The organism is Mammaliicoccus sp. N-M50, assembly GCF_022386995.1.
GTDB lineage: Bacteria > Bacillota > Bacilli > Staphylococcales > Staphylococcaceae > Mammaliicoccus > Mammaliicoccus sciuri_A.
The window spans coordinates 276,913-299,423 of sequence record NZ_JAJNJA010000001.1 but is presented as its reverse complement, the minus strand read 5'-3'; the positions used below and the strand labels follow the sequence as shown (position 1 = coordinate 299,423).

26 protein-coding genes are annotated in these 22,511 nt (G+C 32.4%); 24 read left to right on the top strand and 2 right to left on the bottom strand.

Features of this window, described 5'->3' with window-relative positions:
• From LQ622_RS01410 to LQ622_RS01300, 23 genes are all read left to right on the top strand, one after another.
• Complete coding sequence (locus tag LQ622_RS01410; RefSeq protein WP_239774597.1) at nucleotides 1-354, top strand: hypothetical protein; 354 nt, start codon at nucleotides 1-3, stop codon at nucleotides 352-354.
• Nucleotides 351-689, top strand: a complete 339-nt coding sequence (locus LQ622_RS01405; protein WP_119494030.1) for a hypothetical protein — start codon at nucleotides 351-353, stop codon at nucleotides 687-689. The genes LQ622_RS01410 and LQ622_RS01405 overlap by 4 nt, the downstream gene beginning before the upstream one ends.
• A complete protein-coding gene (locus LQ622_RS01400; RefSeq protein ID WP_275590357.1) occupies nucleotides 690-1,175 on the top strand; it encodes an HK97 gp10 family phage protein in 486 nt (161 codons plus the stop codon).
• The gene (locus tag LQ622_RS01395; protein WP_239774595.1) at nucleotides 1,176-1,586 is read left to right on the top strand and encodes a hypothetical protein; all 411 of its coding nucleotides are present in this window, start codon (nucleotides 1,176-1,178) and stop codon (nucleotides 1,584-1,586) included.
• A gap of 37 nt (nucleotides 1,587-1,623) precedes the next feature.
• Nucleotides 1,624-2,223, top strand: a complete 600-nt coding sequence (locus tag LQ622_RS01390) for a hypothetical protein (RefSeq protein ID WP_204178219.1) — start codon at nucleotides 1,624-1,626, stop codon at nucleotides 2,221-2,223.
• Between the two features lie 69 nt (nucleotides 2,224-2,292).
• Nucleotides 2,293-2,895 (top strand): hypothetical protein, encoded by a 603-nt coding sequence (locus LQ622_RS01385; RefSeq protein WP_107590656.1) that lies wholly within the window; start codon nucleotides 2,293-2,295, stop codon nucleotides 2,893-2,895.
• 89 nt (nucleotides 2,896-2,984) lie between these two features.
• On the top strand, nucleotides 2,985-3,233 hold the full coding sequence (locus LQ622_RS01380) for a hypothetical protein (RefSeq protein ID WP_058612495.1): 249 nt from the start codon (nucleotides 2,985-2,987) through the stop codon (nucleotides 3,231-3,233).
• A 33-nt stretch (nucleotides 3,234-3,266) separates the two neighbouring features.
• Nucleotides 3,267-7,643, top strand: coding sequence for a peptidoglycan DD-metalloendopeptidase family protein (locus LQ622_RS01375; RefSeq protein ID WP_239774594.1), 4,377 nt, complete (start codon nucleotides 3,267-3,269; stop codon nucleotides 7,641-7,643).
• A complete protein-coding gene (locus LQ622_RS01370; protein WP_239774593.1) occupies nucleotides 7,644-8,492 on the top strand; it encodes a phage tail domain-containing protein in 849 nt (282 codons plus the stop codon). It abuts the gene before it with no gap.
• A gap of 8 nt (nucleotides 8,493-8,500) precedes the next feature.
• Nucleotides 8,501-10,060 carry a prophage endopeptidase tail family protein gene (locus LQ622_RS01365; RefSeq protein ID WP_239774592.1) on the top strand — a complete coding sequence of 520 codons (1,560 nt, stop codon included), beginning with the start codon at nucleotides 8,501-8,503 and terminating at the stop codon, nucleotides 10,058-10,060.
• On the top strand, nucleotides 10,053-10,340 hold the full coding sequence (locus tag LQ622_RS01360; RefSeq protein ID WP_239774591.1) for a hypothetical protein: 288 nt from the start codon (nucleotides 10,053-10,055) through the stop codon (nucleotides 10,338-10,340). Before LQ622_RS01365 ends, LQ622_RS01360 begins: the two co-directional genes overlap by 8 nt.
• Entirely contained in the window at nucleotides 10,341-12,299 is a 1,959-nt protein-coding gene (locus LQ622_RS01355; protein WP_239774590.1) for a right-handed parallel beta-helix repeat-containing protein, read from the top strand.
• The gene (locus LQ622_RS01350) at nucleotides 12,299-13,732 is read left to right on the top strand and encodes a BppU family phage baseplate upper protein (RefSeq protein ID WP_239774589.1); all 1,434 of its coding nucleotides are present in this window, start codon (nucleotides 12,299-12,301) and stop codon (nucleotides 13,730-13,732) included. Before LQ622_RS01355 ends, LQ622_RS01350 begins: the two co-directional genes overlap by 1 nt.
• On the top strand, nucleotides 13,732-14,097 hold the full coding sequence (locus LQ622_RS01345; RefSeq protein ID WP_239774588.1) for a DUF2977 domain-containing protein: 366 nt from the start codon (nucleotides 13,732-13,734) through the stop codon (nucleotides 14,095-14,097). The genes LQ622_RS01350 and LQ622_RS01345 overlap by 1 nt, the downstream gene beginning before the upstream one ends.
• The gene (locus tag LQ622_RS01340; RefSeq protein ID WP_204256643.1) at nucleotides 14,097-14,246 is read left to right on the top strand and encodes an XkdX family protein; all 150 of its coding nucleotides are present in this window, start codon (nucleotides 14,097-14,099) and stop codon (nucleotides 14,244-14,246) included. The genes LQ622_RS01345 and LQ622_RS01340 overlap by 1 nt, the downstream gene beginning before the upstream one ends.
• Before the next feature lie 66 nt (nucleotides 14,247-14,312).
• Entirely contained in the window at nucleotides 14,313-14,741 is a 429-nt protein-coding gene (locus LQ622_RS01335) for a hypothetical protein (RefSeq protein ID WP_126476776.1), read from the top strand.
• Nucleotides 14,726-15,145, top strand: coding sequence for a hypothetical protein (locus tag LQ622_RS01330; RefSeq protein WP_204182028.1), 420 nt, complete (start codon nucleotides 14,726-14,728; stop codon nucleotides 15,143-15,145). The genes LQ622_RS01335 and LQ622_RS01330 overlap by 16 nt, the downstream gene beginning before the upstream one ends.
• A gap of 23 nt (nucleotides 15,146-15,168) precedes the next feature.
• Nucleotides 15,169-15,468 (top strand): phage holin, encoded by a 300-nt coding sequence (locus LQ622_RS01325; RefSeq protein ID WP_345773278.1) that lies wholly within the window; start codon nucleotides 15,169-15,171, stop codon nucleotides 15,466-15,468.
• Nucleotides 15,469-15,521: 53 nt separating this feature from the next.
• Nucleotides 15,522-16,880, top strand: coding sequence for an N-acetylmuramoyl-L-alanine amidase (locus LQ622_RS01320; RefSeq protein WP_239774586.1), 1,359 nt, complete (start codon nucleotides 15,522-15,524; stop codon nucleotides 16,878-16,880).
• Between the two features lie 476 nt (nucleotides 16,881-17,356).
• On the top strand, nucleotides 17,357-17,560 hold the full coding sequence (locus tag LQ622_RS01315; protein WP_239774585.1) for a hypothetical protein: 204 nt from the start codon (nucleotides 17,357-17,359) through the stop codon (nucleotides 17,558-17,560).
• A 105-nt stretch (nucleotides 17,561-17,665) separates the two neighbouring features.
• Nucleotides 17,666-18,169, top strand: a complete 504-nt coding sequence (locus tag LQ622_RS01310; protein WP_239774584.1) for a hypothetical protein — start codon at nucleotides 17,666-17,668, stop codon at nucleotides 18,167-18,169.
• A gap of 12 nt (nucleotides 18,170-18,181) precedes the next feature.
• Nucleotides 18,182-18,493 (top strand): hypothetical protein, encoded by a 312-nt coding sequence (locus LQ622_RS01305; protein WP_239774583.1) that lies wholly within the window; start codon nucleotides 18,182-18,184, stop codon nucleotides 18,491-18,493.
• Entirely contained in the window at nucleotides 18,493-18,918 is a 426-nt protein-coding gene (locus LQ622_RS01300) for a protein-export chaperone SecB (RefSeq protein WP_239774582.1), read from the top strand. The genes LQ622_RS01305 and LQ622_RS01300 overlap by 1 nt, the downstream gene beginning before the upstream one ends.
• 27 nt (nucleotides 18,919-18,945) lie before the next feature.
• Here the strand turns inward: LQ622_RS01300 and LQ622_RS01295 are convergent, their stop codons facing one another.
• A complete protein-coding gene (locus LQ622_RS01295; protein WP_204178502.1) occupies nucleotides 18,946-19,206 on the bottom strand; it encodes a hypothetical protein in 261 nt (86 codons plus the stop codon).
• 24 nt (nucleotides 19,207-19,230) lie between these two features.
• Nucleotides 19,231-19,641: a YolD-like family protein gene (locus tag LQ622_RS01290; protein WP_239774581.1), complete on the bottom strand. Its 411-nt coding sequence runs from the start codon at nucleotides 19,639-19,641 to the stop codon at nucleotides 19,231-19,233.
• A gap of 637 nt (nucleotides 19,642-20,278) precedes the next feature.
• Here LQ622_RS01290 and LQ622_RS01285 point away from each other — a divergent pair.
• Nucleotides 20,279-22,438: a bifunctional glycosyltransferase/CDP-glycerol:glycerophosphate glycerophosphotransferase gene (locus LQ622_RS01285; RefSeq protein ID WP_239774580.1), complete on the top strand. Its 2,160-nt coding sequence runs from the start codon at nucleotides 20,279-20,281 to the stop codon at nucleotides 22,436-22,438.
• Nucleotides 22,439-22,511: the final 73 nt, after the last annotated feature.

Genomic DNA, 22,511 nt, shown 5'->3' with positions numbered 1-22,511 from the left:
ATGTTGGATACTGAAAAAGTAATTGAATACATTGAGAAAATACCTTCTAATCCGTTGTTAGAAGGTATGGGACCTCAAGAATTAGAACAAAATATATTTGACTCTTACGAAGATATTCATTCCTTATATCCAAAAGTAATAATCTCAGAACGAATGATTGTTAAACAAATGTTGTACAAACTTGAAGGAGAGTCCAATGGTTACGCTATGTTGAAAAGACAAGGTGTAGAAACACAAAAAATTAATGATGCTAGCGTAACGATGTCCGATAATCTACTTGATCAATATGTTCTTTTCCTAATCAACCAACAATTACAAACTAAATCAGTAGGTCATATTGGGAGATTAATATGATTATATACAGAGATAAAGTTAACGTAATTGTGCCAACGGTTGATTCAAACGGTAATCAGATAAAAGATGACTACGGTAAACCATTAACTGAAAAGGTATTAACTAAAGCACATGTTAGATATGGTATTCAAAATATCTATAATGCTAACGGTGAAGAATACACATCAGTTACTCAAGTTTACATTCCTATATCTGATACTGTTTCAAATATCGATTTAAACGCACGTATTGAGCATATAACACCTAAACATACAAAAGTATTAGGACAAGTTAAAAAGCTTGAATACGGGCAAGATATTACAGGAAAACCACATTTTATTAAGGGTTATATGTAGATGTCAGGACTCAGTTTAAAAATTGAATGGACAGGACTTCGAGAATTACAACAAGAGTTTAAAACAATGAATAAACGTTTCAACCTTATATTGCTAGATGAAATGGATAAAATCGGTCTGAGTTGCGAAGAATATGCTAAAGCGCTATCGCCACGTGATAGTGGAGATTTAGAGAATAGTATTCATTCAACACAAGCCACAGTTGAAGGACAGTCGTTTGTGGTCTACGTTGGTACAAATATGGAATATGCAACATATGTCCATGAGTTAAACAACGTTAGACCAGTTGGAGATAAATATGAACGTGGTGTGAAATATCCTAATTATTATATAAGAGGACGTGGTACAGGTACCCGTCAAAAACCTAATGTTAAAGGATATCAACCAGGTCGTAAATTTCTACAACACGCCGTCATTTTAACTGACCAACATTTTGAAAAAGCAATGGAACGAGCGTTAGAGCGTTTACTAGAAGGAGGCAGTTAGATGATACAACGCGCTATTAAAAAGATATTACAGGATAGAATACCTGACTTAGAGTGGACAGTTGATTATCGTACTGCACAATCAGAGTTCGGTGTTGTTTATTACGAAGGTGGTTATCCACCAGATAGAAGTGATATGAAATCACACTTGATGAATTATCAAGTTGAGATAAGAAGTCAAAGCTTTGATAAAGCAGCAAACAGGGCTTTCGATACTTACAAAGCTATTCATGGAATAGAGAATAGGTTAATGGAAATCCCAATATTAGAAGACGGTCGTTTAATCAGAACAGATAAACACTTTATTCAATACATTTACGCAGAATCGCCACCAATTAGAGTGGGTGTAGAAAGTGACAATATGATCTACACAATAAATTTTTTAGCACTTATTTTGCCTTATTGCGAATAAGTGCTTTTTTAATACCTAAATTTAAGGAGGAATTATAATGCCACAAGAAAAAATTAGTTATGAATTTGGTATGGCTGACTTCATTTTTGATGAAGGTTTACCGACTGAAACGAGATTTGACGGAAAAATGTGTGAAGATGGTTCGTTATTACAAGGTGATGGCGGAGAAGTTCAATTAGAGCCAGAATTAGAAGACATTAATTCACCAGACTTCGGTAATACAAACTACGACCAAGTAGTGGTTGGTTGGAACGGTACTGTAACAATCGTTGCAATGAAAGCAACTTTAGATTTAATTAGTAAAACATTAAGTGGAACTATTGCTTTAACAAAGGACGGTAAAGTCGTATCAGTTACAGATGCACCTATTGGAGCATCACTTAGAGAAGGTGCTAGAACATTAAGAATTCACCCAAGACAAATGGGAGATGATACTTCAGAAGATATCTTCATTCATAAAATCGCAAACTCTAGTGGTATGACAAAATCATTCGCAAACGAGCAAGGTAACTACGAAATGGAATTTGCAATGTTCCCTAAAGATTGCGCAGATGCCAATAAACCGAATAACTACTTCTACATCGGACAAGATCCAGATGAATTAGGAGAAGCACCAGAAGAAATACCAGCAGGATAAGTAGAGTGAGGGATAACCTCACTCTTTTTTATTTGTTTTTTAATTTATATATCAAAGGAGAAATGACACATGGCACAAGTAGAAATCAAAACATATGAAGGTAACAAGTTAGTAACTGAAAACGTTGAAATCAAAGAAATGAATATTCTTCAAATTAAAAGAGTATCAAGAGAACTAAATAAATTAGTTAAAGATATTAATACAAACGATCACTTAAAAAGTGCAGTGGACACATTCTTTGCGAAACGTAATGAAATCAATGAAGAGAATAGAAGACTTTATGAAGAAGCGCTTGAAAAAGCTAAAAGTGACGATGATAAAGTAAATGTTTTTCAATATGACGGTTCAGAGGCGTTCAAACGAGCAGGCGCTCAATTCTTTAAAGATGTATTAGGTTCTTTTGAAATCGTGTTAGAGAACGCACCAGATTCATTACAAAACTTAATTTCTCAAGCATCTAACATCAACGCTGATGTAATTGGTCAACAAAACGTTTATACGTTCTTAGACATTATAGATGCAGTAATCGAAGTTAATGATATTCCGAAATTAATCGAACGATTAAAAAAGTCAAAAGATTCCTTCTCAATGGTGCTGGCAGTTCTGTTTCCGAAGAAGGAACAAACGAAGGACGAAGTAATGTCAGCAACAATGCCAGCGACATCGAATTAGAAGAAGTCATTATATATAAATTAAGCAAAGAACTCGGTGGGCGTGATGAAGTTCTTAGCACGCCTTTTAGTGAGTTACTAGCTTATTTAATGACACACTTCGAAAACGAAGAACGCAAAGCAGAAAAAGAGCAAGCTGATTACTATATGAACTTTATCGCAATGTTAAATAGTAATCCTCAGTCAAAAGACGATATGAAAAATGTTAAGAAGTTCTTGAAAGATATTCAACCTAAAAAGAAAGTTGAAAAATCTTCAAGACCTAAAAAGAAATATCAATGGAACGAGAGAGTTCAAAAGAAAATCGAAGCTAGAAAACGTGCTGAACAAAATATGTAAATTAAAAAATAAATAAAAGAAGGGAGGGTTCTTATGGCAACTATTAAGGAGTTGCAAGCCAAATTTAGCGCCAATCAAAGCGGCATGGATTCGGCATTTACTGCTATTGCTAATCGTCTCAACGATATTGAAAAAGCATCTGATCGTGCTGCAAGAAATATCGAAAAGAACATGACTCGTGGCATGAATAGAGTGTTCAAAACGGGCGAAGGGTTTGAAAAGGTTGGTTCAACTTTCAATAATATATCTAAAAAATCAGAAGAAGTAGGTAGTAATCTTACAAAAAAAATTACAAAGCCTGCAATGATTGCTGGTGGTGCTTTAGCAAGCATAACTATTGGTAAAGGTTTTGGTCGATTAGTAGAGATTGATAATGCCAAAGCTAAACTAGATGGTTTAGGACATAGTAGTGAAAGTGTTCAAAAAATCATGGATAACGCCTTAGAATCAGTTAAAGGAACATCATTCGGATTAGGTGAAGCTGCGACGACTGCATCTAGTGCAGTTGCAGCTGGAATCAAACCAGGTAAAGAACTTACTAGATATTTAAGTTTAACAGGCGATGCTGCTGCTATAGCTGGTTCAAGCATGGGAGAAATGGGTTCTATTATTAACAAAGTCCAAACTTCGAACAAAGCATATAACGGAGAGTTACAACAACTTTCTGAACGTGGTATACCAATTTATCAATGGATTGCTAAGGAAGCAGGCGTTACTGCTGATGAAGTATTTAAAATGGCAAGTGACGGAGAAATTTCAAGTAAGATGTTCTTAAATGCTATTGAAACAAATATCGGTGGCGCAGCTAAAAAAATGGGACAAAAGTCCTTTACTGCTTCTCTTGCTAATATGTGGGCAGCAGTTGGACGACTTGGTGCTAGTTTCTTAGATGCCGGTGGAAAAGGTGGAGGTTTCTTCAGTAAGATGAAACCTTTAATGAATGATCTAACTACTGCTATTGACGGAATGGAAGGTTCTGCCGCTAAGTGGGGAGAAACACTAGGTCAAGTGCTTGGTAAAGTCGTTAACGGTATCAAAGGTATTGTTAATTGGTACAACAGTTTAGATAAGAGTACTCAAAAACTGATAGCAAGTATTATGCAATGGAGTACATTGATACTTATCGGGCTTGGTCCTGTCTTAATGATATTCAGTAAATTAACTGGAATAATTGGCGCTATATTTGGACCATTTGGCAAGTTCTTAAAATTCTTTGCTAAATTTAGTACTGCTGCTAAAAGTTCAGAAGGTGCAATAATCGGTATTACTAAAGTATTCCCTAAATTAGGCGCAATACTAGGAACGCTTACTGGACCTGTTGGATGGATAACATTAGGAGTCATTGCATTAGGAACTGCATTTGTCGTTGCATATAAGAAATCAGAAACATTCAGAAATATCGTTAATGCTGCGCTTAATGGCGTTAAACAAACATTTATAACGATAGGAAATATCATCAAAGGTTTCTTCCAATTATTCAAAGGAAATGGTCAAGACGGTGTTATAACACTAAGTAAGATATTACCTCCTAATGTAGTTGTTGGATTGACTAATTTTGCCACAAAAGTTAAAACTACATTCTATCAAGTTGTTAACGCAATAAGTACTTTCGCTAGATCTATTGGCACACAAATTAGTGCATTTTGGGCTAAAAATGGTACTGAAATAATGATTGCTTTACGAAATGTAGGTAGTTTTATTTCTACAACATTCAAATTCATTTGGGGTAATGTAATTAAGCCAATCATGACGCTAATTTGGAACATCATGAAATTATTATGGCCAGCTATAAAACTATTAATCGTTTCAGTATGGAACAATATCAAAGGCGTAATACAGGGTGCGTTAAATATAATACTCGGCGTCATTAAAGTATTTTCTGCTTTACTCACAGGTAATTGGAAAGGTGTATGGCAGGGTATTGTTCAAATTCTAAAAGGCGCAGTTGTTTTAGCGTGGAATTTAGTTCAATTATGGTTTGTCGGCAAGATACTAAGTGCTGTAAAAGTTGGACTAGGTTTATTGAAAGGTGTCGTTTCTAGTAGTTGGCGTTTCATACACACCTTCATTGCAACTACTGCATATGCAATCTGGAATAAAGTTAAATCATCTTTTAGTAATTTGTATAAATCAACAAGAAATATTTTTACAAATTTATTCAAATGGTGTAGTAATTTATGGACGTTATTAAAGAATAAAATCACTTCTTTAGGTCAGTCAATTTGGAATAACATACGCAATAAGTTTACTGGATTAAGTAAATCTACGAGAACTATTTTTAGTAATTTATTTAATTATGCCCGTAATTTGTGGACGAGAATGAAAAACTTCATTACTAATTTAGCACAAAATATTTGGACTAACGTACGTAATAAGTTTTCAGGAATGTCTAAAAGTTCTAGAGAAATATTCGGTAGATTATTCGAGAGTGCTAAAAATATCTTTACGAATATCAAAAACAGAGTGACAAGTTTAGCACATGGTGCAAGAGATAATGTTGTGAATGGTTTCAAAGCCATGTATGACAAAGGTAAATCTTGGATAGATAAACTTAAAAACTTCTTATCTGACTCAGTGAGTGGCTTCAAATCGATTGCTAAAAAAGTTGGTGCAGGAGTTGCTAATGGTGCAATCAAAGGTTTAAACGCAATGATTAAAGGTATCAATACCTTATCGGATAAGATAATGAATAAAAAGCTTATAAAAAATGAAATACCAGAAGTAAAATTATCTACTGGTACTGGTGGAAGTAATTCTGTTAAAACAAATGCAAAGGGTCAATTACAAGAAGATACTTTAGCAATGGTTAATGACAAGGGACCAGGTAACGGGAAAGGTCGTAATGGACATCAAGAATTAATAAGAGATAAAGACGGCTCATTATTTGCGCCTAAAGGTCGAAATGTAGTTCTTCCGTTGAGAAAAGGAATGGAAGTAATCAACGGTAGAAATACACAAAGTATGATTGAAAATGGAAATATTGCAGCTTTTCATAATGGTACAGGTGATAAGCCACACAAAAAGCATAAATCAGAAAAGAGACCAAATGCACTACAAGTAGGTATGGCATCTGTAGATTCTGGATATAAAGCTTTGAAATCATACGGAAGTAAAAAGACTGCTGAACTAGTTGCTAAAGGAAGTAAAGTTGCATTAGATGCTTGGGATTATGTTGAAAATCCAAGTAAGTTAGTCGATACGGTCATGAATCAATTTGGTGTGAATTTTGATGATATCAAAGCTGTATATGGAGATATAATTAAACACAGTTATAACAAATTGAAAAATAGCTTGAAGAAAAAAGTTATGGAATGGTTTGTAGACGCGTCAGACGGTGGTGGAGGTGGATCCAATCCGTTTGCTAATAATCCAGCTTATCACTGGGTTAGAGGGTTCAATCCCCCAAGTCACTATGGACTAGATTACGGTGCTAATACTGGTACTAAAATTCCATCTTCAGTTTCGGGGCGTGTAGTTAAAGCCTGGTCATCTCCATACGGTGGCGGTAATGAAGTTCAAGTTGCAAGTGGAGGCATGGGACATATTTTCATGCATATGAATAAACGATCAGTTCAAGCTGGGGATATGGTAAAACAAGGACAAAAACTTGGAGAAGTTGGTTCTACAGGTAATAGTTCGGGTCCTCACATTCACTGGCAAGTAAACAAAGGAACATCTTATGCTAGTAATAATCAAGCGATTGACCCATTGAAATGGGCGAAAGATAATCCATCTAAAGGTGGTGGAGGTGGCATGTTAAGCAATGTCATAACTGCCTTAAAAATTGCCAAACTCCCTGTAACTCAGAAATATATTAATGCTTGGATGAAACAGATTGAAACTGAATCAGGTGGTAATCCTAATGCTATGGGTGGTAACGACGGACTAGCTGACGGAAATGCAATGGGGCTTGTACAAGTTAAACCTGGTACTTTTAAAGCCAATCAAGGAAAAGGTATGGGTGACATCTGGAATCCATTACACAACTTAGTTGCAGGCATGAACTATGCAAGTAAAACATATGGAAGTAGTTTACTAGATGTTATTGGTCATGGTCATGGTTATGCAAGTGGTGGAATAATCAATTCACCAGAAATAGCTTGGCTTGCTGAAGGTGGCTTTAGTGAATCTGTAATCAGTCATGACCCTTCAATGAAAGCACGAAGCAAAGTGATTTGGGACAGAACAGGAGAAATGCTTGGATTCTCAGAAGATGCTGAATTACTACGTGGAATTATTACAGCGATTAATGAAGGTAATAGCCTACAACAAATCAACAACAGAGATACAAATAGAATTGCTAACAAGGATACAAATGTATACATGGACGGTAAAAGAGTTGCACAACAAGTAAGTAAACAACAAGGTTCAATGTATAAAAACAATTCATATGTATTAGGAGGTGGGTAAATGAATTGTGACAATGGCAAATGGGTCAAGTTAATATATAGCAACAATAAAACCGTCAATCTCATGGAGAAAGACGGTTTTGAATTTATTGGATTTGATAAACACGAAGTGAACGGAAATACTTATATCCAAGAAATAAGTGGAGTAGACGGCGCTTTAATGGGAACAACAACATTTGGTCCGTTTGAACTTAATTTACATTTTAGATATACGGGTGTTGATAGTATAGATATGGATTTATTTTGCTTTGAATTAGAAAATGAAATACAAAGTAGAGAACCATATCATGTTGTCCATAGTAGAATGCCTGGAATAAAGTATTTTGTTGCTCCAACTCCTAAAGTAGAAAAAAGCCCAATAACAATAAGACACAGTGATTTCACTATTACATTTACTTGCAATAAAGGCTATTCTGAATCACTGTACGAAACAGATGAATATGACAAGACTTCTGATAAATGGCAATTCGGCAATGGTTTACTTGTGAATGATGATATTAAATATAAACATAATCATACAAGTTTTAAAATATTTAATGGTTCTTCTGATGCAATCGCACCTTTTCCACACCGACATAAATTAATTATAAAAATTAATGTCAATGCACCAAAAGGCTTTAAACTTATTAATCGTACAACTGGTGATGTATTTGAATACAAAAAACCAATCACGAAAAACAAACAACTCATCATTAATGGCGTATATCCAACGATAGACGGGAAACGCGTCGGTATAGATACGAATCATGAATGGTTATCACTAGCACCTGGATATAACGATATTGAAATAATCGGAACGGATATAACTGAGCCAACTGCTGAGTTTATATTCCCGTTTATTTATAGGTAGGTGTTTAAATGGATAACTTAATTATTACCAATAGTGCTAATACATTTTCAGAGTTGTTAATTGATTATGATTTAGGAACGTTTAAATATGAAGTTGAAAAGAATAGTAGTCGTTCATTATCGCTAACTGTTTTTAAAACAAGTTATGCACCGGATATATATGACTTGATACAAAACGAATCTATTTTAATATTCCGTGGTCAACAGTATGTCATAAAAACGACTGATCCAAAAAGTAATAACGTCACATTAACAAATGATATTGTAGCTCATCACATTATGTTTGAATTTCAGAATCACTATATCGACAAAGATTTGGAATCAGAAGAAATGAATAATGATAGTAGTGAAGAACTACCAACGCCCACTTGGACGTTAGAACAATATTTAGACTTTGGTTTCAAAGGAAATAAATTAGGTTACAGTTACAAAATTGTAGGAAAGTTTGACCAACGTATCGCAATTGATGAAGTCGGAGATAAAAACGGAATAGAGTTTCTAGTCGAAGGTGCTGAACTATTTGGCTATATCTTCTATGCTGATAATAAAACAATTTATATCTATGACGAGGATACTTACTATAAAACATCTGATGTTGAGTTGATTGGTGGTTATAACGTAGACGAGGCGTCCGTATCGGTTAATACACAAGAACAGAAAACATTTATAAAAGGCTATGGTAAGAAGAAAACTAAGACAGAAACGAAAAACTATTCGCCATTTAAACCACCTAGCTTAACGTACAATGGTACTTTCTTTAAAGAGGGTACTTGGCGTACACAAGTAGTCGGTGCGAGTTACGAGAAACGTTTTGAGTGTAAGTGGGGTAATGAAACTCTTATGTGGTCACTTAAAAAATTATCTCGTGGTGGACTATTAGATGTCTATTTAGATGATGAATTGATAGGTAGGTATAGTTGTTACAGTCATACAGCACGTTCTGAACAAATTGTGATTGCTCGAAATTTGTCAAAAGGGTGGCACACATTTAAAGCAGTTCATCGTGGTGCTGATCCAAATGTTAAGGAGTACAAAACTGCACCAACAATGTATGTTGGTACTGAAAAGTCTACAACGTTAAACTTAACAGCAGTGTTGAAAGGTGAAGACTTATATCATGTGAGTGATACTTATTATTCGCCATATTACGATAAAGACAACCCTAAACAAGCTGCGACAATCTATGACGATAATATTCTTGATAAAGCAGAATTACGTAAGAAACTGATTCAAGAACTAAATGATGAGCCAGTAGTTGAGCTATCAACCAATTATCTAGATACTGAACAAATTACTGAACGTGATTTAGTTTACTTTAAACATACTGGTTTAGGTTTTGACACGATGTTAAAAGTCATCAAGATAACGGAGTCACACCCGTTATTGAGTTTACCAGTTGAAGTAGATTTCAGTAATAAGAAAACAGATATCATCAAGATACAACAGTCGATAAATAAGCGTATAAAAAATGTAGATAAACAAATCAAGTCGGGTACACTAGGTGGCTCGACTTTTGTTATGCCTAATTTATATTCAGATTCTGTAGGGGTGGTGTTATTAGATGGCTGAAATTAATATAAGATATCTTCAAGATACTGATGGGGATAGATATTTCCCTATGACACATGTTAACGCCATATTAGGCTTAGAAGAATTTGATAATGGCGATGATATTAGTAATTTAAATGCGCTAATTAATAAACTCACTACTGACAATTCAGCACTACAAAATAGGGTGTCAAAACTCGAAATGGACAGTAATCAATTTAAACAAGATATCGAACAAATGAAACAAGAAATAGAAGTATTGAAAAGTGATTCAACAATACCACCAGAGGAGGGCGAGTAGATGAAGATAAAACTTAATTTTCCAATCGAATTAGGTCAAAAGTTTAGACGGTTTATTATAGAGAATTTCAGATTAATTCAACAAAAATTTGATGATATGAAATTAATCTTTGATAAGCACCGTACAACTGAAAAGAGAGCGCATAAATCATCACAAATAGATCATAACGGAAACAGTTTAGATAGAGAAATTAATCGAATGAGTGGCGAATTCGACAATGTTATCGTTACTAATAATGGTGACGGTATTGCCGAAGTAACGCAAGCGCAAGTAGATATGGTGGGTACTAGACATGAAGTGCTTGCCAAAAGATTACGTTCAGATTTTTTGAACTTGGAAAATCAAATTGACGTAACAAATAACGAATTAGAAAAATCTAAAATTATCCGTTCGGCTTATGATTTTGGTGTTTATCCAGACAGAGATGAAGATTCTAGCGACGGACTACAAGCATGGCTAGATTGGAATAACCATAGAGGCGGAGGAACAATTATACTTCCATATGGGGAGTATTTAATCGGTAAGCAATTAACCATATATAGAAATACAACAATTTTAGGCTATGGCGCAAAAATCATCAGACATGGAGATAATAGAAGTTGGATGACAAATTTACCTAATGGTGAACTACCTTATAAATATGAAGGTGAAGGCAACATAAAAATTTGTGGTCTAACATTTGATGGTAATAGCGAACTGACAACAAATATGAATGGTGTAATACTGGCACACGGAGAAAACATTGTATTTGAAGATTGTCTATTTAAAAACGTTTCGGGTACACATGCAATTGATTTAAGTGGTTGTAAGGATGTGTTAATCAAACGTTGTAGTTTTAAAGGGCAACGTGATGCTGTTGAAGGTAATAAGGAAGCTATACAAGTATCCATTGCAAGTAAAGACGGTATCGGTGAACAATATAGTAGTTCATTCGATAGCACACCTTCAAAAAATATAGTTGTTGAAAATTGCTATTTTGGACCTTCAGAAGAGTTTGGAAGTTGGGCAACTGCAATTGGCGACCATTTCAGTGTTTATGACAAATGGGTATCGAATGTACGTTTAACGAATAACTTCATTGAAGGTACAACGAATTACGCGTTAAGAGTATATAAATTTAAGAACACGATATTAGAAGGCAATATTATAACCGATTGTAATGGTGGTATCTTTGCTACACCAACACCTGGCGGTTACTTATCTTCGCATAATGCTGAAGGTGTACAAATGGGTGCAGCACAAGGTGGGGAAGATTTGAAAATTATTAATAATACCATTACGAACATAGCGACAAATGGTATACATGTTTCAGCTTATCCTAACAAATTAGATTCAGAGTTAAATGAGTCATTTGACTTTGTGGAAATCAAAGGTAATACAATCAGAAATTGTCTGAAAGTCGGCATCTATGTGCCTGAGTCTGACAGAGTTAAAATCACTAGCAATTCAGTTGATAAAACAAACGTCGGTATTCAGTCATATGGTACTTGGCAGTTAAACCTATCAGATAATATCGTTTCTAATGCAAATACAATTGGTATTTTTGTATCTAATAATAAAAAGTTAGAAAACGGTAGTGTACAAAGTCATGCATCAATACATGGCAACCAAGTATTCAATACTGGACAAGATGGTATTCGTGTTTCAGAAGGCGCCGTATATATTGATGTTGAAAGCAATCGTGTATCTAGCTACGGCTTGAATGCTACACAAAGTTGGATAGTTGCAGGTATTTATTTTGTTGATGTTCATAACGGATCAATTACTAATAACACATTAAGTGCTGTAGGTAAAAGTTTCGTAGATGCTGTTAGAGTTTCAGAAGAATGTACAAACATTCAAGTTTGGAATATTCAACCAGGCAACTCAACAATTACAATCTTAGATAAAGAAAAGAATTATTATGGATTTAAGGATATTAACGGAAATATTATAAGACATGATGGAGGTGCTAATTAATGGCGATGAATAAGATAGGTACATTGAGACTTGATGTTAACGCACATTATAAGAATACACAAAGTACAAATATTATGTTTTATAACATGGATATTAATACCTCAACACTTAAATTTATCATTACAAGAAATAATAAAATATTACCATTGGGCAAAAATAATGTAGATACTTACATTTATCTTGAAGCAAGTGACGGTTCATTCATACAAGATGAAGTAGCTATCACAGATGAGTTGAATGGTATTTGCGAGTATGTTATACCAAATGAATTTTTAAATCATACAGGTAAATCCAAAGGTCAATTTTATATTAGTGTTGATAATAAAGAGGATACTGTTACAAGTATAGATTTCACTTTTGAAATTAAAGATGCTTTGATTAATGGAATACCTTCTGTTGTTAAATTAAACACTATTCGTAAATACGAAGAACTTGAAAAATTACTAAAAGCAAAAGTGCATAACATAGAAGAAGCTTATAAAAATATAGATGATTATATTACAAGAGTTCAAAAAGCTAGTGATGATGGTGTTTCATTAATAAATGATACAAAAGATAGCGCACTTGTTGAATTAGAAAACAGTAGAAATACACATGTTAATCAAATCGAAACAACAGGTACTGAATACGCGAATGATCTGACTGATATTAGAACAGGTATTAATGAAAAAATTGACCAGTTTAATATCGATGTAGAAAATAATGATTTCATCACTGAACCAATGACCGATACTTGGCAAAAATTTAAGTTAACTGAAGACAGTGGACAAACATTAGATGTTTCTTTAGCAAACAATATTGATAAATTGCATAATTTAAAGCCTGGTTTTTATTTTGCCACACTTATTCCTATAACAGGCGCATCTGCCGATTCTGGGTTTGTTGAAGTATTAGAAAAAAATAGTGGCGCACTAAAACGTATAACTTTTAAGCCTCACAATTCTAATCAGGTATGGACAAAGCGTTTTTATAATACTTGGAATGATTGGGAATTATCTAATAAAGACATGGAAACAACGTATGGTTCTCAAGAAAAAGTTACTTTAGCTTTAAGCGAAGCAAAACAATACACTGATTCATCAATGGTAAACAGACGTAAAACGTTGTTTTCAGGTGATGCTCGTGAACGTAATACTGTTTTTACTATAAGTGAAAGCTACAAAAACTTTTCTTATTTATTAGTTCGTTATAGATACTCTGGTGGAGGTAAAACAGTACCTATTCATATAGATACTGATAAGAAAATACCGATACAAGATTTTAACATGACAGATGCAGCAGGCGATAATCCTAAGATGAATGAAATGGGTTTAATTTTCACGACTGATACTGATGTGAAAGTGACACATAACAATTCATTTGATGTTAAAGGTCAAAGAAATTTATACGATGATAACGATATCGTCTTAAAAGAAATTATAGGGGTGAGATAATGCAGATTATAATTAACGAAAATAATGAAATTACATCATATGCAGTTATAGGCAACATGAAAGATGGTATAGAAGTTAACGATTATCCAAGTGCATTTACTTTAGAATTCAAGCCTAGATTATATTTATATGTTGATGGACAAATTACCTTTAATGAAAATTACACAAATGATATTCAACCACCTATTGTTGATACAACACACTCTGTACCAGGTAGCGACGAAGAACTACGTAAAATGTTTGCGAGTATGCAAGTACAGTTAGTGCAAGCGAACATGATGGTCATGCAACTAACTCAACAAAACGCAAGATTATCACAAGAAATGGTAATGATAAATCAAAAACTAGATGGAGGTAGTGAATAATGAAAATGTTATTTCCGACGTTTGAAGATATAAAAGTAATGTATGGTTGGGGTTGTTATAGTAACGACCAAATAAAATGGTTTGTAGATATGCAAGTTATTGATAAAGAAGAATACGCACTTATCACAGGCGAGAAATATCCAGAATAAACCACAAGGCACTGATTAATTTCAGTGTCTTTTTTATATAAATAAATTACAGAGAGTGGGTGTCGTATGAATGAAAAGGAAGGTCTCAAAATAGAAGGTGTCATCGCTAGTTTATGCTTGTTTGGTTTTGGGTTATTAACTGGAGAAAGAGGCATGTTCTGGATAGCAGAAAGCGATGCAGTTATTAAAGATTCCGACTTATATTTATCTTTACATCAAGTTATGCCGTTGAGTATTTGGGGCATATTTTTCTTCTTAGGTGGCGTATGTTTGATTTTAGGTAGTGTATTTCTACCAACTATTAATCATTCTAAAAAAGCTGCGTTGTTTATTATGATAGGTGGTTTAATATCATCTATTTTCTACTTTATTATGTCAACGGTTGGCGTGTATAATGCTTTAAATTGGTTATCATGGGTTCAATATCTAACATTCTGGGCTTTAACAGCCATTCTTACTTTTGTAGGAGGTAGTTACTTATGGCAGAAGAAGTAGATAAATATGTCTTACGTCATGAGTGGGAACATTCAAGAGGTAAAATACACCAACGCATAAATGAAGTAGATCAAAAACACGATGATAAATACCACAGTTTAGAAATTGCAATTGTGGCGATGACTGAAGTTAACAAACAAATGGTCGAAGTTAATAAGGATGTTAAAACGGAACTTGTTAAGCTAAATACTACAATGTCTAAACAGAATGACGAGATAAAAGATATCAAGTATAAAACTGAAAAGAACACCGAAGACATCGAAGAAAACAAAGAAGAACTGAAAATATATAAAGAAGAAGTTAAGAAAAGGCAAAAGGACAATATTACGCTTTTTAAATGGTTCATAGGACTATTAATGGGCGGTGGTGGTTTAGTACCATTCATCGGATTGTTCTTTAAATAATAAGGAGTGATTAAATGAAAAACATAGATGCAGGAACTTTAACAAGAATTATCGTATTAGTAATAGCTTTAATTAACCAAGCGTTAGCTTTAACAGGTTTTAACCCAATACCAGTAGATGAAGATGCTTTATATCAGTTTATCTCAATGGCATTTATGGGTGTAGCAAGTATTTGGGCATGGTGGAAAAACAACCCAGTAACAAAAGAAGCTAAGTGGGCAGATGAAAAAAAGAAAAAGTATAAGGCAGAAAAAAAGATGGCTAAAGCTACAGGTTATGCACCGGTTACTGAAGAACCAGTAGATGGATTACAAAATAAATAAAATATTTTAGGGTGGCTCAATTATGAGTCGCCCTTTTTTAATGAGGTGAATAAATGAAGACACAAGATGAAGCTATTAAATATTTAAATAGTTTAGTTGGTAAAGGGTGGGACTGGGACGGTTACTACGGTTGGCAATGTTTTGATTTAGCCAATTTTTATTGGTATTACGTCACAGGTAGAACACTTGCAGGTATGGGTGCAGCAGATATACCATATCAAAATAATTTTACAGGATATGCTACATTATATAAAAACACGCCATCATTTTTGGCTTTACCTGGAGATTTAGTTGTGTTCCCTAATACTTATGGTGGTGGTTGGGGTCATGTAGCGGTTGTTAAATCGGCAACACTTAACCAAATTACAGTTGTAGAACAAAACTGGTTAGGATATGGTGCAGTTAAAAAAGAAGTAGCAACTGTTCGTACACATTCATATGATACAGGCATGCACTTTATCCGTCCGCATTATGCCAAATCAACATCAGTGGTAAAGAAAGTAACAAGTGTGGTTAAACCTAAAACTACTGTAACTAAAAAGAAATTTGTACTTGTTGCTGGTCATGGATATAACGATCCAGGCGCAGTTGGTAATGGAACAAATGAACGTGACTTTATCCGTAAGAATATTATTGATAATGTTGCAAAATACTTACGTTCAGCAGGTCATACAGTGACGTTATACGATAAAAAACAAGATATGTATCAAGATACAGCATACGGATATAATCGTGGTGATACGAAGAACTACGGGCTATACTGGGTTAAGAATAAACTTAAACCAGATGCCGTAATTGAATTTCATTTAGATAGCGCAGGTGCGAGCGCTAGTGGTGGTCACGTTATCAAAAATGCCTATGCAGCAGATAGTATAGATAAAGGTATACAGAAAGCCCTCGAAGACACAGTAGGCACAATCAGAGGTATAACAACTCGTAATGATTTACTTAACGTTAACGTAGCTTATAATCAAAATATTAACTATCGTTTAGTTGAATTAGGGTTTATCACAAGTAAGAAAGATATGGACTATATCAAGAAGAACCTACAAGCATTTACTAAACGTATTGCTGAGGGTATTCATGGTAAGCCAATAGGTGGCACTCCTGCAGGAAAGAGTAAAAAGATTAGGTGGGATTGGAAAGGTCGATTTACACCGAATACTAAAATTAAGGTTCGTAAATCACCAGGATTAAAAGGCGTAATCGTAGATAAAGGCTCATGGTTAAAAGATAAAAGTGATTGGGTTGATTTCGTATCAGTAACTAAGAAAGACGGTTATTGGTGGATTAAGTTTAAATATCCAACGAACCCTAAAGCAGGTTACTTCTATTGTGCTGTATGCAAGATTACAGATAAAAATGAGAAGATTAAGAATGAAAAATATTGGGGCAAGATTAAGTGGAAGTAAATTCAAAGCCCTATCTAGCGGAAACTAGGTAGGGTTGTTTTTTAAATTAATCATGTTATAATCATTTTAGATTTGATTACTTCTCCCGATTTAATCTATCTAATAATTTGTTTCTATCATACACCTCACTTATGTGGGGTGTTATTTATTTGATTTAATACCTAAAGTGTAGTATTACTATATATAAGCACTTATACGGTGCTGAATTTTCATATATAATCAACCATTAACTTTCCCTGTCACTTTGTGTGATGGGGTTTTTATTATGTTACAATGATTATAGGTTTGTTTCTCTTCCAAATATAAACAAATCTAATTAAGTTATCCTATGCCCTATCACAATAGTGGTAGGGTTTTATTTTTTTTAAAATACATTTTAGTTTTATAACAAAAAATTGTTCGATTGATGTTCCGACTTTTATTCAATTTAATTTTGATATAGTATTAAGATTAATGATATAAAAAAGGGGATACATATGAATAATCAAGAAGAAAAAATATTAAAATTTATAGCGCTTAAAGATTTTATATTCAAAAACGATTTTAATTACATAGAAGATGAATTGTATGAGTTCATATTTGAAACTAGTTTGCCTGAGAATTCAATTTTCGATAGCTTTAAAGATGAATGGGAAGATGAGTATAAAAATCTAACATTAAAAGAATTGTTATTAAAATAAAGTGCCCACCTAAATGAATAGGTGCTCATAAATATTTATTGACTAACTATTGTAAAAAGTTTAAGATGAATATGTTTTATATCTTCAGAAAGATGGGGATGCAGTTTGAATATTGAAATATTAGGGTATCATGGTACTACTCGTGATTCAGCTTCAAGTATAATTCTTAATAATTTTGAAAAATCCGACAAGAATAACGAATGGCTTGGTCATGGGGTTTATTTCTATGAATTATATGAGAAAGCTGAATGGTGGGGGAGTCGTAAAGAAGAACCAGCAATTATAAAATCAAATATTATAGTTCCTGCAAAACATTATATTAATTTAGATAAACCTAGTGAAGAAGATAAGTTAGGAGAATTTATTAGATTTATCGAAAATAGTGATGAAAAGCTTATGTCTTCTGGTGATGAAATAGTAAAAAGGTGTAAATTAATGAATTTATATATGAGATATGGAGATTTTAAAGTGATATCTGCTACATTTATCTCAACTAATAGAAAGTATAAGCAATATTTAGATAGTATAGGGTATGTTAGAACAGAAAAACAGATTTGTGTGCATGATACAGAATGTATAGTGTATAATGAAATAGAGGTCATGAGCTAGGAGGTCATAATTATGTATGATATTAAAAAGATTGTTGAATTAGCTAAAGAAGTTGGATTTGAGGTTGAATCAGCATCTAATAATAATGAGGGTGGTTTTTACTCAAAAAACGAAAATGGTGAAATAGAAAAATGGGATGCTCTTTCTGCTTTTGATTTAAAAAAATCAAAAAGACAGAATAAAGAATATCAGAACAATTATTTTAATAAATACTCCTATACCAAAGCTGCAAATAATTTTTCTTATAATACGCCTAATTCTAAAAAAGACGGTTTTCCTTCAAAGGAAAATACTAATGATCCATTAATTACGGAGGCAGCATAATGGCGGCTATAAATTTTATTAATTACGTAGTAGATACTATGTTTTATAAAACAAATCCTAAATTTGATATTGATGGTAATAAGGATATAGTAATTGAAGAAGACGTTGATGCCCAAATTAATATTATAGACGAACAAGAAACAGCAATTATTACTTTGAGAGCGAAACTTGAAGAAAATGAAAACGTGCCATTTTCATTTGAAGTGAGTATAGTGGGATATTTCGAATTTGATGAAAAAGAATCAGATGGAATCGAATTTAGAGAATTTTTAAGAACTAATGCAGTCGCAATTTTATTTCCTTATCTGAGATCGATAGTTAGTGATTTGACTGGAAAATCGAATCGATTTCCAAATTATAATATGCCAGTTAGAAATATTGCTAGAGAAATGGCAGAAAAAAATAATATCAAAATTACAGAGTAAACCCACCTTAATTGGTGGGTTATTTTTTTAAATTAATCCTTCACGTTCTACTTCATTTAATTTATGCATATTAACTAAAAAATCATGTTCTCCAATTTTTTGAACAGGCATTTCAATTATTCCTGAATACAGTAAAACTTGTAGAATATTAGAAACATCTTTGTCATCATGCCCATTTTGATATACTCTGTCTTTTAAAACTTGTTTACTCGTTATTTCTTCTCTAAAAATAGCATTAGTAATAACTTTTACAACTTCCTTATCATAATTGTGTATTTCCTGATTCATTTTTATCCCCTCCATAATATAATATTACTCTATCTCCACAATACAATCCATACTCAATGACACTTTCTCACCATTCTCCAATACCTCTAACTTATTCTTTTCGCTATCAAACCGATTTATCTCGCATTCAATAGATTTATAATAACCATTCTCCCAATACTTAATTGTAGCAGGTGGATCATAAAATAATTTTTGTGCTAGTATGTCATTTAAATCTCTTAACGCCAATTCATCTAAGATAGGCTTGTCTGTCTTACTTTGGTCCTTAATATATTGATTAATCGTTTCATACTGTTGTGGCATTGTGGCAAAAGGAGCCCACTTAATCATTTTTCTCCCTTTAGGTATATTACTATTCAGATATTGCTTTGGTATCTTACGGTAATCTGTCTCGTACTTGTACGGTTCGGGCATGCCTGGATTAATGATTTTCATTATTAAACACCTCACGTATAATTAGTAGTTTCATTATACGAACAAATGTTCTGTTTTGTAAAGGGAAGGCGTATATATGTATAAGGGGGCAAAAAGGGGGCAAAAAGTTTGTTTTCATATGAACTAATATGAAATAGTCATTGGATAAAACCTGTGTTCAAGTGTGCTAATTACTACACTTGAACACCTATAAACTCATGCGAAAATCACATGTATTTCATCATTAGAAAAATAATTCAAATTACTAAAGTCCGTATGCCATTGGCTACGGGCTTTTTATTATGTTTTTTATAGAAGATGTAAAATCTATATTTTTAGTGTTTTAATAGTTTTGAAAAATTTAACAATAATTCAAATAAGTAAATGGATAATTAATTCAGTTTAAGGTTTTTGTTTATTAATATTGCCAAATAGTATTAAGGAGCTATAATAATATAATGTAAAATTAATATTTAAAACTCAATATTAGCCATTCTCCTAATAATACATTGATTTATTCTTTAGATATTGAAATAAATGCCTTAGGTAGTACTTTTATTTGAGTACTAAAAAAGAATGACTAAAGTCGTCATAAAAAAATTGAGTACGCATTATATTTTTATATTAATTATATTAAAAAACTTTAAGGAGAAATATCATGAATGAATTAACAATTATCATTACTTATCATAATAAAGAAGATTATATACTTGATTGTATTGGTAGTATTAAAAACCAAAGAAATCAAAACTTTGATTTAATCATAGTTAATGATGGATCAACAGACTCTTCTAATAGATTAGTTAATGAAGCGATAAATAATTATGATAAAAATGTAAATCACATTAATTTAGATAGAAATTATGGGCACGCCTATGCTAGAAATATTGCTTTAGAAAATGTTGAAACAAAATATTTTATGTTTTTAGATGCTGATGACCAACTTGCAAGCTATTCAGTTGAGTATTACTTATCTAAAATCAATGGATTAGACGGCTTAATTGGGCCAATAAATAAATTCTCATTAAAAAAACCTCAATATGTAAATAAAGATAAAATTAGAATTGACTACTTAACTAAAGGTAATAATCCTAATTCCTTTTTAAGAAAAAATACAGTTTGTAATATTTTATTTAAAACATCTATTGTCAAAGCGCATAACATTAGATTTAATGAAGATTTAAAAATATATATCGATACTTCGTTTACGCTTGAATATATTAAATACGTTGAGAGGTTTGTAAGGTTACGTAATTTTCCTTTCTATTTTAGAGGTGAAATTTATGATCCATTTGAAGGTAATACTTTAAGTGATCAAGATTTCATTTTTACATTCGAAGATTACGTTAATAGTTATCTTGATTCCATTAAAAGAACGGATAATAAAGATATTCTTAACTTTTTATCTCAAAAAATGAAACTTGAAATTAAAAAAGGGTTCGACCCATCTTTGAGAGATATAAATATAAGATATAGTGTCCTTGCACAACCTTTAATTAAAATTGTTAAAAGACTAAAATGGAACATTATAAAAGATGGGAAAATACTCTACAAATTAGAACTATTATTCTTATCTATGAATGACATTGAAAATGCTAAATATATAAATAATATTAGAAGTGTAAGTAGACATGTAAAAAATATAGTTCAGAATAATAAAATGAAGAATAGATCAAAATATCAACTATTAGATAAAGAAGAAGCTGTTAATAATGAAACTATCGTTTTTGAGTCTTTCGGTGGTAAAAATTATAGTGATAGTCCTAAATATATTTATGAATATATGCAAAAACATTATCCTAAATTAAACTATATATGGGTGTTTAAAAATCCTAATCAAAATGTCATAACTGGTAATGCAGTAAAGGTTAAAAAAGGATCTAAAGAATATTATGATGCATACTCAAAAGCTAAATTCTGGGTTACGAATGCAAGGTTACCACTGTATTTAAATAAAAAAGATAACCAAATTTACATTCAAACATGGCACGGAACACCATTAAAACGTTTGGCTAATGATATGAAGATAGTAAGAATGCCAGGAACAACTACACCTAAATATAAAAAAAATTTCTACGCTGAAACATCAAGATGGGATTATTTAATTTCTCCTAATAGGTACTCAACGAACATTTTTAAAACGGCATTTTGGATGGATGAGAATAGAACTTTAGAAATAGGATATCCTCGGAATGATATATTAGTTAATAGAAGTAATGATCAAGAATATATAGAAAAACTGAAAAAAGAATTAAACATACCAAAAGGTAAGAAAATTATTATGTACGCTCCAACATGGAGAGATGATGAATTTGTTAAAAAAGGTAAATATTTATTCGATTTAAAAATAAATTTAGAAAACCTACAAAAAGAATTAGGTGATGAATTTGTCGTTTTACTAAGAATGCATTATTTAATTTCAAATGCACTAGATTTAAGTGGATATGAAGATTTTGCAATCGACGTATCTAATTATAATGATATATCCGAATTATATTTAATATCTGATGCACTCATTACAGATTATTCTTCAGTCATGTTTGACTTTGGTATTCTTAAAAGACCACAATATTTCTTTGCTTATGATATTGAGAAATATGATAAAGGTTTGAGAGGATTTTATATGGATTATATGAATGATTTACCTGGAGAAATTATTACAGATGAGTTTAAATTAGCTGAGGAATTAAAAGATATTGATAAACATAAAGAAAAATATAAAGATAAAATAGAAAAGTTTTACGATAAATTCTGTTCTATAGAAAAAGGTCAATCTTCTAAAATTATTGGAGATTTTATATATGATAAGACAAAATAAAAATATCCCTGCCATAATTGGTGGGGCATTTTTATGTCGCAACAAGTGTTATCATGAATTTTAATAAAATAGA